The 13,431-nt window shown below is 56.5% G+C and carries 16 protein-coding genes and 1 tRNA gene; 10 read left to right on the forward strand and 7 right to left on the reverse strand.

What is annotated here, in order from left to right:
* Positions 1-43 precede the first annotated feature (43 nt).
* The 3 genes from CTR2_RS15385 to CTR2_RS15395 all read left to right on the forward strand — a co-directional run bounded on the left by CTR2_RS15385 (position 44) and on the right by CTR2_RS15395 (position 1,702).
* A complete protein-coding gene (locus CTR2_RS15385; RefSeq protein ID WP_087082924.1) occupies positions 44-439 on the forward strand; it encodes a hypothetical protein in 396 nt (131 codons plus the stop codon).
* A gap of 46 nt (positions 440-485) precedes the next feature.
* Positions 486-755: a hypothetical protein gene (locus tag CTR2_RS15390; RefSeq protein ID WP_087082922.1), complete on the forward strand. Its 270-nt coding sequence runs from the start codon at positions 486-488 to the stop codon at positions 753-755.
* A 386-nt stretch (positions 756-1,141) separates the two neighbouring features.
* Positions 1,142-1,702 carry a hypothetical protein gene (locus CTR2_RS15395; protein WP_087082921.1) on the forward strand — a complete coding sequence of 187 codons (561 nt, stop codon included), beginning with the start codon at positions 1,142-1,144 and terminating at the stop codon, positions 1,700-1,702.
* Positions 1,703-1,875: 173 nt separating this feature from the next.
* Here the strand turns inward: CTR2_RS15395 and CTR2_RS15400 are convergent, their stop codons facing one another.
* The 3 genes from CTR2_RS15400 to CTR2_RS15410 form a co-directional block, all read right to left on the reverse strand.
* A complete protein-coding gene (locus CTR2_RS15400) occupies positions 1,876-2,484 on the reverse strand; it encodes a DUF4337 domain-containing protein (protein WP_087082919.1) in 609 nt (202 codons plus the stop codon).
* A 200-nt stretch (positions 2,485-2,684) separates the two neighbouring features.
* Positions 2,685-3,116, reverse strand: a complete 432-nt coding sequence (locus CTR2_RS15405; protein WP_087082917.1) for a hypothetical protein — start codon at positions 3,114-3,116, stop codon at positions 2,685-2,687.
* Between the two features lie 12 nt (positions 3,117-3,128).
* Entirely contained in the window at positions 3,129-3,776 is a 648-nt protein-coding gene (locus CTR2_RS15410; protein WP_254913307.1) for a DUF4145 domain-containing protein, read from the reverse strand.
* Between CTR2_RS15410 and CTR2_RS15415 the strand changes: the two genes are divergently transcribed.
* Positions 3,775-3,972: a hypothetical protein gene (locus CTR2_RS15415; RefSeq protein WP_087082915.1), complete on the forward strand. Its 198-nt coding sequence runs from the start codon at positions 3,775-3,777 to the stop codon at positions 3,970-3,972. The two genes, CTR2_RS15410 and CTR2_RS15415, sit on opposite strands and share 2 nt — an antisense overlap.
* A gap of 329 nt (positions 3,973-4,301) precedes the next feature.
* On the opposite strand, the gene CTR2_RS15420 is transcribed toward CTR2_RS15415, so the two are convergent.
* Positions 4,302-5,753: a putative phage abortive infection protein gene (locus CTR2_RS15420; RefSeq protein ID WP_310220678.1), complete on the reverse strand. Its 1,452-nt coding sequence runs from the start codon at positions 5,751-5,753 to the stop codon at positions 4,302-4,304.
* A 245-nt stretch (positions 5,754-5,998) separates the two neighbouring features.
* Between CTR2_RS15420 and CTR2_RS15425 the strand changes: the two genes are divergently transcribed.
* The 4 genes from CTR2_RS15425 (at position 5,999) to CTR2_RS15440 (ending at position 8,708) form a co-directional block, all read left to right on the forward strand.
* Complete coding sequence (locus CTR2_RS15425) at positions 5,999-6,724, forward strand: BRO-N domain-containing protein (RefSeq protein WP_087082909.1); 726 nt, start codon at positions 5,999-6,001, stop codon at positions 6,722-6,724.
* Between the two features lie 124 nt (positions 6,725-6,848).
* Positions 6,849-7,211 carry a hypothetical protein gene (locus tag CTR2_RS15430; protein WP_254913306.1) on the forward strand — a complete coding sequence of 121 codons (363 nt, stop codon included), beginning with the start codon at positions 6,849-6,851 and terminating at the stop codon, positions 7,209-7,211.
* 70 nt (positions 7,212-7,281) lie between these two features.
* Entirely contained in the window at positions 7,282-7,509 is a 228-nt protein-coding gene (locus CTR2_RS15435; RefSeq protein WP_003054634.1) for a hypothetical protein, read from the forward strand.
* Positions 7,488-8,708 (forward strand): Arm DNA-binding domain-containing protein, encoded by a 1,221-nt coding sequence (locus CTR2_RS15440; protein WP_087082907.1) that lies wholly within the window; start codon positions 7,488-7,490, stop codon positions 8,706-8,708. The genes CTR2_RS15435 and CTR2_RS15440 overlap by 22 nt, the downstream gene beginning before the upstream one ends.
* Positions 8,709-8,719: 11 nt before the next feature.
* Here the strand turns inward: CTR2_RS15440 and CTR2_RS15445 are convergent.
* Positions 8,720-8,793, reverse strand: a tRNA-Gly gene (locus CTR2_RS15445).
* Positions 8,794-9,301: 508 nt separating this feature from the next.
* On the opposite strand from CTR2_RS15445, the gene CTR2_RS15450 reads away from it, so the two are divergent.
* Both CTR2_RS15450 and cyoE read left to right on the forward strand, forming a co-directional pair.
* Positions 9,302-10,480 (forward strand): COX15/CtaA family protein, encoded by a 1,179-nt coding sequence (locus CTR2_RS15450; RefSeq protein WP_087082905.1) that lies wholly within the window; start codon positions 9,302-9,304, stop codon positions 10,478-10,480.
* Positions 10,481-10,504: 24 nt separating this feature from the next.
* Positions 10,505-11,410: a heme o synthase gene (gene cyoE, locus CTR2_RS15455; RefSeq protein WP_087082903.1), complete on the forward strand. Its 906-nt coding sequence runs from the start codon at positions 10,505-10,507 to the stop codon at positions 11,408-11,410.
* A gap of 286 nt (positions 11,411-11,696) precedes the next feature.
* Here cyoE and CTR2_RS15460 read toward each other — a convergent pair whose 3' ends face one another.
* Together CTR2_RS15460 and CTR2_RS15465 are read right to left on the reverse strand one after the other, a co-directional pair.
* Positions 11,697-12,674, reverse strand: coding sequence for a c-type cytochrome (locus CTR2_RS15460; protein ID WP_087082901.1), 978 nt, complete (start codon positions 12,672-12,674; stop codon positions 11,697-11,699).
* A gap of 17 nt (positions 12,675-12,691) precedes the next feature.
* A complete protein-coding gene (locus CTR2_RS15465; protein ID WP_087082899.1) occupies positions 12,692-13,411 on the reverse strand; it encodes a c-type cytochrome in 720 nt (239 codons plus the stop codon).
* Between the last annotated feature and the right edge of the window lie 20 nt (positions 13,412-13,431).

The following is a 13,431-nucleotide window of genomic DNA, read 5'->3' on the forward strand; positions in this document are numbered from 1 at the left end:
ACGACGAATGCACGGCCTGGATAAGGGCTCACGGAGAAAGCATATGAACAGCCAATCTCAAACGAACCTCAAGCCGCTACTCTGGAACGCAACCCATTGGAGCGTGATTGCCGGCATTGCATATGCAACCTACGCCCAGCCATCATATGGCGCACGACTGCTTGATGTTGCCGCCATCTGGACAGGAATCATCAACACTCTGCTGCTGATCTATCTTGCATTTCTAGTAGGCAACAAAGAAGTCAATCGCCTCTGGAGGCAACAACAGCAAGAGCGCAAGACTTGGACGAGAGTTCACAGCACGCTGCTTGCAATCGCAGAGCTATTCGTATTCGCTTGGGCTGGCTGGCTATGGAGCTTCGGCATTCGGCTGGTACGGCTTTTCATCTTGCAAATGGTGGCCGTCAGGTCAGAGCAAAACCAAGACAAACCACCCTAAGCCCGCCACTGAGCGGGCTTTTCTTTTGCCCTCAACCGGAGAACCCATGCAAGCAGCCCGCCCCACCTTGCCCAGCGTGCCGATCACCAGCGCGGCATTCCAGTACAGCAACTCGGCCAGCACCAACATTGCCGACACCTTTGCCAAGGCCCGCGCACGCATGGCGGCCGAGCAGGCTGCTGCGACCAGCAAGCCACGCCGCCGCAGCCAGCATGGCCCGGCGCTGATGACCATCAACCGCGTGCGTGCCGGCACCGCCAACCACCTGAATTTGCCGCTTTTCGAGGAGCAGTCGCCATGCGCATCTTTGTTCTGAAATGCGGCTGCGTTTCCATCCAACACGCGGCCCGCAGCGCCGCCGAAGCGTTTGACCATGGCTTTGCCGAGCTGGGCCACCTGGGCTTGGGGATCACCTGCCGATGCATCCGATAGACACCGTGCTGCACGAGCTGCAGCACCGGGACCGCCAGCGCAGCCGCCTGCTACGCGCTATGGAAAGCAAAGCAGCGACCGCCAGCCCAGCAATGCTATCGGTATCAAACTATTTTCAAACGCAGCTAGAGCAAGCACAGCGCGCTCACAAATTCAAAAGCCACTACCCAAACAAAAGCCCGCAAGGCTCCAGGCCCGGCGGGCTTTTTTAGTGCCTAGAACGACGTGAGAGCAGGCCTTGGCCTAGCCTTAAGCCAAAGGAGCACGCACATGCAGACAGTCGCGGTACTGTTCGCTCGCACAGACAGCATCTACAAGAACCTCAAGGACGTGGACGTCTACGACATCACTCGGGATGCTCGAACTTATGACGGCCCCCATCCGGCGGTTGCACATCCGCCCTGCCGCGCCTGGGGACGACTGCGCGCATTCGCGCGCCCTCGTCCCGACGAGCGAAACCTGGGCCGCCTGGCAGTTGCGCTGATCCGCGAATTCGGCGGGGTTCTGGAGCATCCTGCCGGAAGCACGCTATGGCTCGCACAGCACCTTCCGAAACCAGGCACACGTGACTCATGGGGCGGCTGGACGCTGGCGGCGCCCCAGAAGTGGTGGGGCCACAAGGCCGAAAAAGAAACCTGGTTCTACATCGTAGGCTGCGAACCAGCAGACATACCCAACCTTCCGATAGTCCTTGGCGAGGCAACTCATGTTGTCCAAAGCCGCAAGCGCCAGGACTATCGCCCACACATCACCAGGTCGGAACGCGAACATACGCCGCCACCGCTGGCCGAATGGCTTGTCGAGCTGGCACGACGATGCGTGAAGCCCTGACCCCACATAAATTGCCCAAAAGCCCGCAAGGCTCCAGACCCGGCGGGCTTTTTTGATCACCAAGGAATCTAGATGACTGACACCCCAGAGACAGTCCGCGTGCCGCTGTGTGTGAACGGAGAAAAATCTCTCGCATTCCTTGCGCTACTGCTCAGCAGATCGTAAAAACGCTCTTAGATATGCAGCATCGCCAGCCCGCCCACGGCCAGGCCAAGCGCGGCCACGCCAAGCATCCCGTATTCGAGCCACTTCTTCTTGGTCAGCAGCGCAATGGCTGCGAGGGCAATCGCGACCTGCAGCGCCGTGGTGGCCTGGGCCCAGCGGTGATGCAGGTGCATCTGCATCTCGGACTGCTCGTCCCACTGCCGGGCCTCCGCTTCCAGACGCTCGGCATCGCGCTTGATGTCGTCCTTTTCCTTCTCGTAGCGCTCCACCTTGGCCTGGTAGGCGGCCCGCTTGTCCTCCGTGGCCACCAGATCGCGCGCGAACTCGGCCATCGACTGCTTGGTGCTCTTGGCCTGATAGAAGGCCCACTGGTTGGCCGCCTCGGTCTTCTTGATGGCTGCGTCGTTTTTGTACAGCCCGGCATTGGCCTGGGTCGCACCGCCCATGTACGAGAAGATGGCGCCCACCGTGGCAATGACTGCCGTGCACATGGCGATCTGGTTGGTCAGGCTGCCGCCGCCGATGCCGTGGTGGGCGGTTGCGCCATGTTCACCCTGGGCGGCATGTTCGAGTTCGTGATCGTGCGGGCCGTGGACGTGAAAGCCGTTGGAAGACATAGCAGCCAAATTCTTGATAGCAATGGGTGGCGCATTATGGGGGCGGTATGACCGCTACCTGGGCTTCAGAGCCCACTGGCATGCCAAAGGCGCGGCCTTGCTGGACAGGCTTCGCGGCTGACAACACAGCAAATGGTCATGGGTCACCAGCAACCCGGAGAGCTGGCCAGGCTGATAAGCAATGCTTACGCACAGGTTCTTTACTTCACCTGTTTTTTCCCATTCAGCCAGCGCTTGCGACGCACAATTAAATCTTGCACACGCGCATCCTTACTAAGCCAGAAAAGCTCTGAGATCAGGATGGGCACAGAAACAATAATTCCATATGCAACGCTCTTTCCGCTCATGCCCGAATAAGGATTCAAAACCAGGATAATAAAACCAGCAGATATAAATGTCATAAATACATTAAATGCCGCTTGTTCTGAAAACATTTCTCTCTGAATCAGCAAATCATCCAGTCTTTTTCCTTTTACCTTCCACAAATGACGTGCACGTACTGAGCGAAAAATCTTCTTTGATCTCTTGAATGCGTATTTAACAAGCTTGGGAAAAAAAATGATCAACAGCGCCGGAACAAAACTTGTAAACCACCACGACGCGTCTGTTAAATTATTCAGGATACTTTGCATGGCTCATTAAAATTATTCTGAAGCAGCTTCACGTCGCACTCGAACCTCTTCAATCTGATTCGGCAAAGTGTACAAATAGGTCAGAAGAAAATATGTCAGATGATGCATTTGCTCAGCCATCTCCTCCGTCGCATCATCATCGCCATGCAGTGCCTCGTTGCCATCCAGTCGCAACTCATGCGCCCATGTCTGAAGAGCTGGTGTAATTCGATGTTCAGCCGCCAGCTTGTCGATACGCTTTTCCAGCTTCCATGCCTCGACATCAGGGGCAAACTCCTTCAACGCCAGCTCCATGCAACGGCGATAACTGCCACATGCGGCGTTCCAAAGCCCTGAGCGTCTTGATTTCGCTGCCTCCACAAAGCTGCGAGCTACCTTTTCAGGTGTGCTCTGAGGCGCGTCTATAGGCGGCAAAGTGGGCCAAATCTTCTTCAGAACCACTGCTGGGTGCTCGAGAATATTTCCCGAATAGCCCAGTAATTGTTCAGCCCTGTACCCAGCCTGCCTAAAGGCAAATTTGACAACGACACCTTCGTAGCAGGCAGAGCACTGTGCAAAGATCGACGAAGTCAGGCTTCGATTGCTATTGCTGCCTGAAATCGCAGCAAAAGTCATATTTTCTGCGCCGCAATGCGGGCACTGCATCACAAGGACTGCCATGGACTCCCTCTCTTCTATCGTGATTGATGACAACGCCATTTCGGATGTGCTGAATTCTGATGGCGGATTCAAGTTGCGGCAACTGGTGGATTTGTACCGCACGGCACCCGACAGGGATGATTTTGTCTGCACCCTCTGCATGCGGCTGCTGCTGGAGCACCAACGGCACCTTCTCAAGTCAAACCTACCAATTTAAAAAGCCCGCAAGGCTCCAGACCCGACGGGCTTTTTTGATCACCAAGGGATCTTGATAACCAACACGTCAGACCGCGACGAACTGGTGCGGTTATCTGGTGAGCAGCCCCCGCTCTCCCGAGGCCTGCGCAACCTCAACGCCGATCAGCAGCCCGACCTGCTTGACTTGCTCAGGCTACCCACCGAGATAGCCCTGCGCGCCGACTGGCATACCAAAGGCACGGCCTTGCTGGACAGGGTTTGTAAACGGCGCCAGTTAATGACTATTATTTATATATTCCCAGTCATACAAAACAACCTATCTAATCAATGTCGCCAAATATTCAATATTTAATACATTACTTTATCCAAATATTTTAAATGCTCTTCAACCCCGTAATAAGCACTTGGTGTCAGTTCCTTCAATTTCGAGTTTATATTCTGAATAGACAAATAATATTCTTTTATATTAAACCCGCTATATTTCAAGAAAAATATTTGATCTTTACTTTCAATGGCCATCAAAAAATATTTTTCATCTAAGAAATTTCTTAATTCAATGCCATTCTTTATTTCATTAATATTCTCGACAAATTTGTAGATTGACCGAGAATATTCCATAACCTCCGGATTCTTCATCATTTCATGATAATCACTTAATTTAAATACAGAATGAATTTTAGACCTTAGCTCATTAATAAAATCTTTTATATCAAGTCCTATAAAATATAGCAAATGACTTTTTTCAGAACTTATAAAATTCAATAAATTTTCAAAATTTCCAAATGCCTTCCGATCATACTCCGAAATTTTATTAAGAACGCACGAATCATTGAAATTTGAAAAAGAAAAATGTTCTAGAAATTCATAATATTCAACCAGATTTTTGTAATTTACATAGCGGGCATTGAGGCAATTTATAAAAATTAATGCAAGCAACCTCTCAGGAATCATTGCTCTAGCGATATTTGCATAGTTTTTTGCCTCCTCATAACTTATGATATTCTTCTTTTCATTATCTTTAATAAATTTTAACAGCTGATAATTAGTCAAAAAGAATCCACGAAAATAATCAACCTTAGAAAACCCCGACCATCCTAATGGATCATCATTAAAACCCCTTAATTCAAAATTAATTATCCGTTCTTCATCGTATAATTTTTCTGATAAATTTTTATGAAATTTAAGCATCTCATAAAAATTACCATCAAATTTTTGAGCTATTGAATTCACAACTTGCGCTTGCAAAGCATCCGTAGAATCCGACATTTCTTTTCGTGTTAGCTCCAGCTCTTGCAGGGTCGCCTGCATCTGGACATTCTGAATAAGAATAGTCACAAGCAAACCACAGAACGTAAGAAATGTCAGCACGGGCGTTAATACCCCATTAAATAAATCCCCCAATGGCCCTGTGTACTTATTTTCCTCAGACCCTGTAGCGTACGGCATCGCAGTTGAAAAAAGTATAGAAAACAGAAGCAACAATAGAATTACGGCAAAAATATAAGCTGCAGCTGCAGCCATGCCAAATTTTAAACGCTGTCCACGTATATCTTTACTTGGAATAACAAAGCTAAATGCAGAGTAAAATTTTCTTGTTAATCTTTTTCTAAAACTAAACACATCAAAGTGAACGCATAACGCACTTCCCAGCAAAAAAACTAGACCTGCCCAAAAAATAAACGGCATAAAAGCTATCTCCTCCATGGCAGGCGAGCATACACAAGAAGTATCCGAATGTTGCAAAGCAGCACTCTGGCAGTCGCATAACGCAACTGGTTCGCGTACACTCCACAACGTCACGCCAGTAAAGCGTGACCAGGATTGGCGTCCTGAATACTGCTTGCGGCGACAACAAAGCCGCATCTGCTCCGCAGTCGTGCGGCTTTGTCGTCTGTGGCCCCAGTTTTATGGTGGCTCGGAGGGAGAGCCGCAAGGCTCGCCGGTTAGCGCAAGCGGTCCCGGTACGCCAATCTCTTCGAGTCACCGCCCTTTGGTTGGCGTCAAGGGACGGTGGTTGTTGCAAAAATGACCGCAAGGAGGCCGTAATGGCTGACACCCTCAATGCACGCGCTGCTGTGCTGTCTTTTCACTCCACCACTTTTGGCATCGTTGACCACCAAGGGCAGCCTTGGCTCAAGGCCAACGAGATTGCCCAAGCTCTTGGGTATGCCGATGAGAGCGCAATCAACCGCATCTATGCACGGCGCTCCGACGAGTTCACGGACACGATGACCTGCTCGGTCAAATTGACCGACCAGATACAGACCCGCGAAGTCCGCATCTTCAGCCTGCGCGGCGCGCATCTTCTCGCAATGTTTGCCCGCACGACCGTGGCCAAGGAGTTTCGGGCCTGGGTACTGGACTTGCTTGAACAACAGACGGACGACAACGCCTCGCAACGCGACGTTCACCTCGTCGAGCATGCCCACCAGCTGGCCCATGCGGCCACGCTGCAGGTCTATCAGGCCGTGTTTGATGCCGTGATGCTGGAGGGCGAAGCACCCCACTCCACGCGCATGCTGCTGTCTTTTACCCGCGGCGCGGGCGGTGCGATGCAGCCGTATGTGCAGCCCATCGAGACCGGTGCCATGGTGATGACGCTGGCCCAGTTGACCCAGGCTGTGCGCACCGATCTGATCGTGAGCGATACCACGCTGGCGCGACTGGCGGCAGCCTGCACCCAGCGCATGGCCACGCGCGCCGAGTTGCAGGCGCTGCAGCAGGCCCAACCCTCTCAGCCCGGCCACCAAGGCCGTCTGCAGCTGCAGTAGTTATATCAACTTCATAGCTACCAGCGCTTGCTACATCAACGCTAGAGCCTGATTTCATTCAAACCCCAGCCCGCCCGGCCCACGCCGCGCGGGCTTTTTTCATTGCCCAAAACAGGAGGCATGCATGCGCCATACCGGAACGCTTTTCCTCAGCCGCACCCCGCCGCAGGCCAGCACGGCGCTGTGCGGCGCTTTTCAGCTGCAGTTGCTGCTGCTGGACTGCCTGGGCCCGCACCACACCGAGCCATGGCGCGCCACCTGGACGGGCGTGGCGGCGCAGCGCTTTTGGCAAGAGCACCATGCAGCGCTGCTGCCCGGCGCCGCCCTGGTGGTGGAGCTGGAGCGTGCCCGCATCCACACGCTGGCCTGCCGCCCGCCACGCAGCGAGGTGCATGCACGCGTCATTCACTGCGCACTGGTGCCGGCGCGCAGCCAGGAGCCTGCCAGCGCTTCAACGCGGCATGCGCACCCGCAGCACGCAATGTGACCCACGCCATCGATCGAGCAACCCCGAGCCCTGCCACTGAGCAGGGTTCTTCTTTTTCAGGAGGTATGACATGGACTCTTTTCTGACCGCCACCCAGCCGCCACCGGTCTTTCTGGCACCGGACCGCTTTGTCACCATCAAGATTTTTGCGGCCATCTCAGGCTTCACCGAGAAAGCGATTCGCCGAAAGATCGAGAGCGGTGTCTGGATCGAGCGGCGCGAGTACTTCAGATCGCCCGATTCGCACATTTTTATCGACCGTGAAGGAGTCCAGAAATGGGTAATGCGCGGGGTGTAGAGATTCGTGAGAGCGGCATTCGGCTCTCGTTCGCCTACCGGGGAGAGCGCATTCGCCGCACTCTCCTGGTGGACGGCAAAGCCATTGCGCCAACGCCTGCCAACATCAAATACGCCATACGGCTGCTTGCCGAGATCAGGCTCAAGATCCGTGCGGGCAACTTTGTGATGCGCGAATACTTTCCGGAAGGCGGCACGGTGGCCGCCGGCACCACCGTGGCCCACCAGCTGGATCACTGGCTGTCCGTGAAGGTGGCAGAGAATTCGACACTGGCCGGCTACCTCAGTGCGGTCAAGTTCTGGAAGCCGTTCATTGGCGAAAAGCAGGTCTCGGCCCTCAAGCATTCGGACATTCTTCGCGCCATCAAGACCCGGCCGGATCTGAGCGGCAAAACCGTCAACAACTATGTGTCGGCACTCCGATCCGCGATGGACTTGGCTGTTCTCGACAAGCTACTGAGCGAGAACCCGGTCGCGGCGGTCCCCAGCGCCAAGTGGCAAAGGGAGCCGCCCGACCCGTTCGACCGCGAGGAAGTGGAGAAGATCATTGACTACGCGCGCGCCCAATTTGCGCCGACGGTTGCCAATCTGATCGCATTTCGATTCTTCTCAGGTCTGCGCACCAGCGAGATGGTGGCCCTGCGCTGGCACAGCATCGACTGGAGCAAGAAGCAGGTGCTGATCCACGAGGCGGTCGTCAAGGGTCTGCGCAAGCAGACCAAGACCAACAAGGCCCGCCTCGTCAGCCTGAACAGCCGGGCCCTGAATGCGCTGGAAAGGCAGAAGGAACAGACCCCAAGGGCGCAACTCGGCCACATGGCCGGCGACGTCATGCACCAGGCCGCGCCCAAGGATTCACAAACGATCTTCGCCGACCCGACGCATGGCGAGCCATGGGCAGACGACAAGCGGTTTCGTAACCCTTTCTGGGTGCCGATGCTCAAGGCGCTGGGCATTCGTTACCGCCCGCCCAACAACATGCGCCACACCTATGCGACGATGCTGCTCATGGCAGGTGCCACGCCGGCCTATGCAGCCAAGCAGATGGGGCATTCGGTGGAGATGTTTTTGAACGTCTATTCCAAGTGGCTGGAGGACGGTCAGGGGGATATAGAGCAGGCGAAGCTGGAGTCCTTCATCGGACAAAACTCCCCAGGAACTCCCCTGAAAAACAAAGATCGTGATAAGTCTTTGTTTTAGAAGGATAAAGCTGGAGCGGGTGATGGGAATCGAACCCACGTTATTTGCTTGGGAAGCAAGAGTCCTACCATTGAACGACACCCGCGTCTGCGACGAAGCCACGGCTGCAGCTGCCTTCGACACGCTCGCAGTTCCAGGCTGCGAGCTTGGGCTATCGTACATCAAGGCTGTGTAGCCTCCGTTCAAAATCGGAGCATTTTGGCAATTTTTTGCCTCGGAGTTTCCCCGAAAGCAGGGTTTTGAAGACAAGCCTTTCTTCCTCGTTGTTAGGGACACTCCGGTCACGACTGCCTAGCCTCAAATCACATGGGTAAAATTGTGCGCGATCAAAGAGCATGCATTCAACTGCTGCTCCAAGCGTCGAGCAAAGTCCTGGTCCTGGAGCACGCAAGTCTCGCTACGGGCAAGCAGGCTCCTCTCGTTTTACGCTTGACCAAGATCTTCAATAATTTCTGTAAATACTGGCCAAGTACTGACCGTCCCTGCCGAATCATGCCGCTTTGCTTCTGCGATTTTTTCCTGTCCGCTGACCGCCGTGTCTTGCCTGAAGCACAGGCGGCTGGACGACGGAAGCCAGTCCGCGGAGCTGCGGCATGACGGAGCAACAGCTTTATGACCTGGCTCCTGCGCTGGAGCTGATGGCTTTCGGTATGGTGCTGGCCCTGGGGCCCTTGTGCTGGGTCTGGTGGCGCAGTCGCGGCACCGGCCCCGGCAAACGTCTGCAGGCTCTTTGCGTGCTGACGCTGTTCCTGACCTTCGATCTGGTTCTATTCGGCGCCTTCACTCGGCTGACGGACTCGGGCCTGGGCTGCCCTGACTGGCCTGGCTGCTATGGCACGGCCAGCCCTATCGCAGCGCATGCCCAGATCTCCGAAGCGCAAGCTGCCATGCCGACCGGCCCGGTCACCCATGGCAAGGCCTGGGTGGAAATGATTCACCGCTATCTGGCGACCACGGTCGGCGTGCTCATCATTGCCATGACGGTCATGAGCTGGAAGCAGGCTCGGGCCGCCAGGCGCAAGAATCAGCATGCGTCTTTCAGCGGTGCAGCCAATCCCTGGTGGCCGACTCTGGCTCTGGTATGGGTCTGCATACAAGGCGCTTTCGGCGCCTTGACGGTCACCATGAAACTGTTTCCGGCCATCGTCACCCTGCATCTGCTGGGCGGTACCGGCTTGCTGGCCTTGCTGGCCATTCCTGCATCGGGACTGAGCCAGCAGCAGGCCGGTCGCTCTGCTGCCCCGATTGCCGGACGCTTGCGCATCGCGCTATGGCTGTGTCTGGCGCTGCTGGTCGCCCAGGTCAGCCTTGGCGGCTGGGTCAGCACCAATTACGCCGTGCTGGCCTGTACGAGCTTCCCTGGCTGCCAGGGTAGCTGGTGGCCAGCCATGAATTTCGCCGAAGCGCTGCAGATCTGGCGCCCTCTGGGCATGCTTAAGGACGGCAGCCACATCAGCTTCGAAGCGCTGACCGCGATCCATTACACCCACAGGCTGGCAGCCTATGTAGTGGTTCTGGCACTGACCAGTCTGTGGTGGGCAATGCGCCATGTCCCTGCACTGGCCAAGCAGCGCCGGCTGCTGGGATTTTTTGCTGTGCTGCAAGTTCTGACGGGTCTGTCCAATGTGGTGTTGGACTGGCCCCTGGTAGCGGCCGTGCTCCACACCGGTGGAGCCGCGGCCCTGGTAACGATTGTGGTCTGGAGCCTGGCCGTGACGCGTAGCCATGCCGTCACAGCCCCCGACCTTGAAATGGCGCGCCGCCCTGTCTGAGGCATAGCGCAAAAGAGTGATTGCATGAGTCAAAGTGAAGCCTTGTTGAACAACACCTCGCGAATCAGCCAGTTCTACGCACTGACCAAGCCGCGTGTGGTGCAGCTCATCGTGTTCTGCGCCCTGATCGGCATGGTGCTGGCCGTGCCCGGCTGGCCCACAGCCAATCAGTGGATACATATGGGCGTTGCCTGCGTCGGCATCTGGCTGGTAGCGGCTGCCGCTGCGGCCTTCAACTGCCTGGTGGAACGTCATATCGATGCCAAGATGAAGCGCACATCATGGCGCCCCACGGCGCGCGGCGAACTCTCCGGTCAGCAGGCACTGGCCTTCTCGGCCATTCTCTGCATGATTGGCGCCACGATCTTGCTGGTCTGGACCAATGCGCTGACGATGTGGCTGACGCTGGCCACGTTTGTCGGCTATGCAGTGATCTACACCGTGGTTCTCAAGCCCGCCACGCCACAGAACATCGTGATCGGCGGAGCTTCCGGCGCCATGCCACCCGTGCTGGGCTGGGCCGCCATGACAGGCAATGTCGGCCCCGAGGCACTGATTCTGTTCCTCATCATCTTCCTCTGGACTCCGCCCCACTTCTGGGCGTTGGCCCTGTACCGTGTGGAGGACTACCGCCAATCCGGCCTGCCCATGCTGCCCGTTACCCATGGCAGCGAATACACACGCCTGCAGATTCTGCTCTACACCGTTGTGTTGTTTGCGGCCGGTCTGCTGCCCTTCATGTACGGCATGAGCAGCTGGCTATATCTGTTCGCGGCTGTCGTTCTGGGTGCAGGCTTCATCGCCTATGCCGTGGCCCTGTACCGCAATTACTCGGACGAGCTGTCGCGTCGCACATTCCGTTTTTCACTGCTTCACCTGAGCCTGCTGTTTCTCGCCCTGCTCGTGGATCACTACCTGTTCATGGCCTGATCTTTCAAGCCCTGCCATTGCAAAAGCCCGGCTCGCCGGGCTTTCCTACGTCTGTCGGAAAGTGAGCTTCCCGTGCTTTTCGAGTCTACGTTTGAGTGCGGACTCCACGGATCTTGTTCAGCCCAGCCAAACCCTGGGCTCCGCGCCCAGGGCGCAACGTACCGCCGACGGCTCAACGGTGGCTCGGCCAGACACCCACTCTTGATCACCCCGATCACAAAAAAGGCCAGCCCCGACTACAGGGCTGGCCTTGAGCTGCATCCGGCAGACCTAATCATGCGTCCATTTACAGACCCTTGAGCAGCTTGCCGTTCACTTCCTTGCCGTACATGGAGTATTTGCCATGGTGCTTTTCGGCCGTGGCCTGCAGATTGCCATTGAAACGCGGATCCTGGCCACGCTCCTGGCTGTTGATGAAGGTCGCCACATCCCAGGCTTCCTGATCGCTCAGCGTTGCATTTCCGTAGGGCATGTTGTTCTTGATGAAGTTGGCCGCCTTGTCGATGTCATGCATGCCGGCACCCCAGTTATAGGAGTCCTTGCCCCATAGCGGCGGGAACACGGCCACATCGCCGACAAACTGGCCCTTGCCGTCTGCTGCGTGACATAGCGCGCACTTGGCTTCATAAACCTTGGCACCGGCTTCATAGGTGGGTGTCGTTTCGGGCTGGCCCGCTTTCTTGAAACCGGCACCGGGCAGCTTCTCGCCCGTAGGGGCCTTCTGTGCCATCCAGTAGGCATAGGACTCCAGTGCCACCAGAATGTCATGACCGTCGTCCGGTGCCTTGCCGTTCATGGAGTACATGAAGCAGCCGCGCACGCGCTCGGCAAAAGTATCCACATGGTCGGTCTTCTTGCGATAGGCCGGGTACATGGGGTAGGCCCCCCACATGGGGGCTGCGCCCTTCAAGCGACCCGCGTCGAGGTGGCAATTGGTGCAGCTCAGCGGATTGCCCGAGAAGCCTACGGCATTGACCGGTGTGCGTGTGAAGATCGCTTCGCCACGGCGCACCCACTCGCCCATGGGGCCTTCCGGATAGTCGCTGACGCCGGGAGGTGTGAATTCACCGGGCTTGGCTGTCACTGTCACGGCCTTGGCGTCTGCAGCAGGCGCAGCCACTTTGGCTGGCTCTTCAGCCTTCTTGGGGCTGCTGATGCTCATGCCATACCAGAGCGCGCCCCCCAGACCTGCGAACAGGCAGGCCACCACGGCGTATTCAGCGAGATTGGAGCTTTTGGAAGCAGTTTGTTGTTTGTCCGACATTGTCAACTCCCGAACTCTTAAGGCTTGGCGGTTGCTGTGGCAGCAGCGGGGTTGTGCAGGCGCTGGTAGTACGCTGCAACGGCCTTGACGTCATCGGCCGTGAGCTTCTTGGCCACAGCCCCCATCAGACCCAGTGGGCCGGCCTCGCGCTGCCCCTTGTTCCAGGCATCGATCTGACTTTGCATATAGTCGGCAGATAGATGGCCGATGGCCGGAAAGTCCTTGCCCACGCCCACGCCACCGGGGCCATGGCACTGCGCACAGGCAGGAATGCCGTCGACCCAGCGGCCACGCTCGACCAACCAGGCACCGCCATCGTCGCTCTTGCCGGGCAAGGCACCGCGCACGCTCTTGATAGGCAGTTGCAGGCTGGCGTAATAGACGGCCACATCGGCGCGCTCCTGCTCGCTCAAGGCCTTGGCCATGGGAGCCATGACAGCGGACTGACGGGCACCAGCCGCCAGCTGGTTCAGCTGACGCTCCAGGTAACCGGCGTGCTGACCCGCCAGTGCGGGAAAGCCAGGCTGGCCCTCGCCCTTGGCACCATGGCAGGTGACGCAGGCAGCCGCACCGCCGGCCGAGCCGGACTGAGCGATCTTTGCACCGGCAGCGGCATTGCCGCTCAATGCAGTCTTGGCGGCTGCAGGTTCTTGTGCCCAGGCGCTGGTCGCCATCAGCATGGAAATGCCGACAGCCACCCACGACCGGGGCAGAGTCTTTGTGTTCAAGCGATTCATCTTGGGAATGGAGGTTTAAG

Origin of the sequence: Comamonas thiooxydans, from assembly GCF_002157685.2 — a bacterium.
Classification (GTDB): domain Bacteria; phylum Pseudomonadota; class Gammaproteobacteria; order Burkholderiales; family Burkholderiaceae_C; genus Comamonas; species Comamonas testosteroni_H.

What these genes read in the sequence shown, in the direction of transcription:
- CTR2_RS15385 (WP_087082924.1), top strand. Translation starts at nt 44, where the DNA reads ATGAACAGCCAATCTCAAACGAACCTCAAGCCGCTACTCTGGAACGCA.
- CTR2_RS15390 (WP_087082922.1), top strand. Translation starts at nt 486, where the DNA reads ATGCAAGCAGCCCGCCCCACCTTGCCCAGCGTGCCGATCACCAGCGCG.
- CTR2_RS15395 (WP_087082921.1), top strand. Translation starts at nt 1,142, where the DNA reads ATGCAGACAGTCGCGGTACTGTTCGCTCGCACAGACAGCATCTACAAG.
- CTR2_RS15400 (WP_087082919.1), bottom strand. Translation starts at nt 2,484, where the DNA reads ATGTCTTCCAACGGCTTTCACGTCCACGGCCCGCACGATCACGAACTC.
- CTR2_RS15405 (WP_087082917.1), bottom strand. Translation starts at nt 3,116, where the DNA reads ATGCAAAGTATCCTGAATAATTTAACAGACGCGTCGTGGTGGTTTACA.
- CTR2_RS15415 (WP_087082915.1), top strand. Translation starts at nt 3,775, where the DNA reads ATGGACTCCCTCTCTTCTATCGTGATTGATGACAACGCCATTTCGGAT.
- CTR2_RS15410 (WP_254913307.1), bottom strand. Translation starts at nt 3,776, where the DNA reads ATGGCAGTCCTTGTGATGCAGTGCCCGCATTGCGGCGCAGAAAATATG.
- CTR2_RS15425 (WP_087082909.1), top strand. Translation starts at nt 5,999, where the DNA reads ATGGCTGACACCCTCAATGCACGCGCTGCTGTGCTGTCTTTTCACTCC.
- CTR2_RS15430 (WP_254913306.1), top strand. Translation starts at nt 6,849, where the DNA reads ATGCGCCATACCGGAACGCTTTTCCTCAGCCGCACCCCGCCGCAGGCC.
- CTR2_RS15435 (WP_003054634.1), top strand. Translation starts at nt 7,282, where the DNA reads ATGGACTCTTTTCTGACCGCCACCCAGCCGCCACCGGTCTTTCTGGCA.
- CTR2_RS15440 (WP_087082907.1), top strand. Translation starts at nt 7,488, where the DNA reads ATGGGTAATGCGCGGGGTGTAGAGATTCGTGAGAGCGGCATTCGGCTC.
- CTR2_RS15450 (WP_087082905.1), top strand. Translation starts at nt 9,302, where the DNA reads ATGACGGAGCAACAGCTTTATGACCTGGCTCCTGCGCTGGAGCTGATG.
- cyoE (WP_087082903.1), top strand. Translation starts at nt 10,505, where the DNA reads ATGAGTCAAAGTGAAGCCTTGTTGAACAACACCTCGCGAATCAGCCAG.
- CTR2_RS15460 (WP_087082901.1), bottom strand. Translation starts at nt 12,674, where the DNA reads ATGTCGGACAAACAACAAACTGCTTCCAAAAGCTCCAATCTCGCTGAA.
- CTR2_RS15465 (WP_087082899.1), bottom strand. Translation starts at nt 13,411, where the DNA reads ATGAATCGCTTGAACACAAAGACTCTGCCCCGGTCGTGGGTGGCTGTC.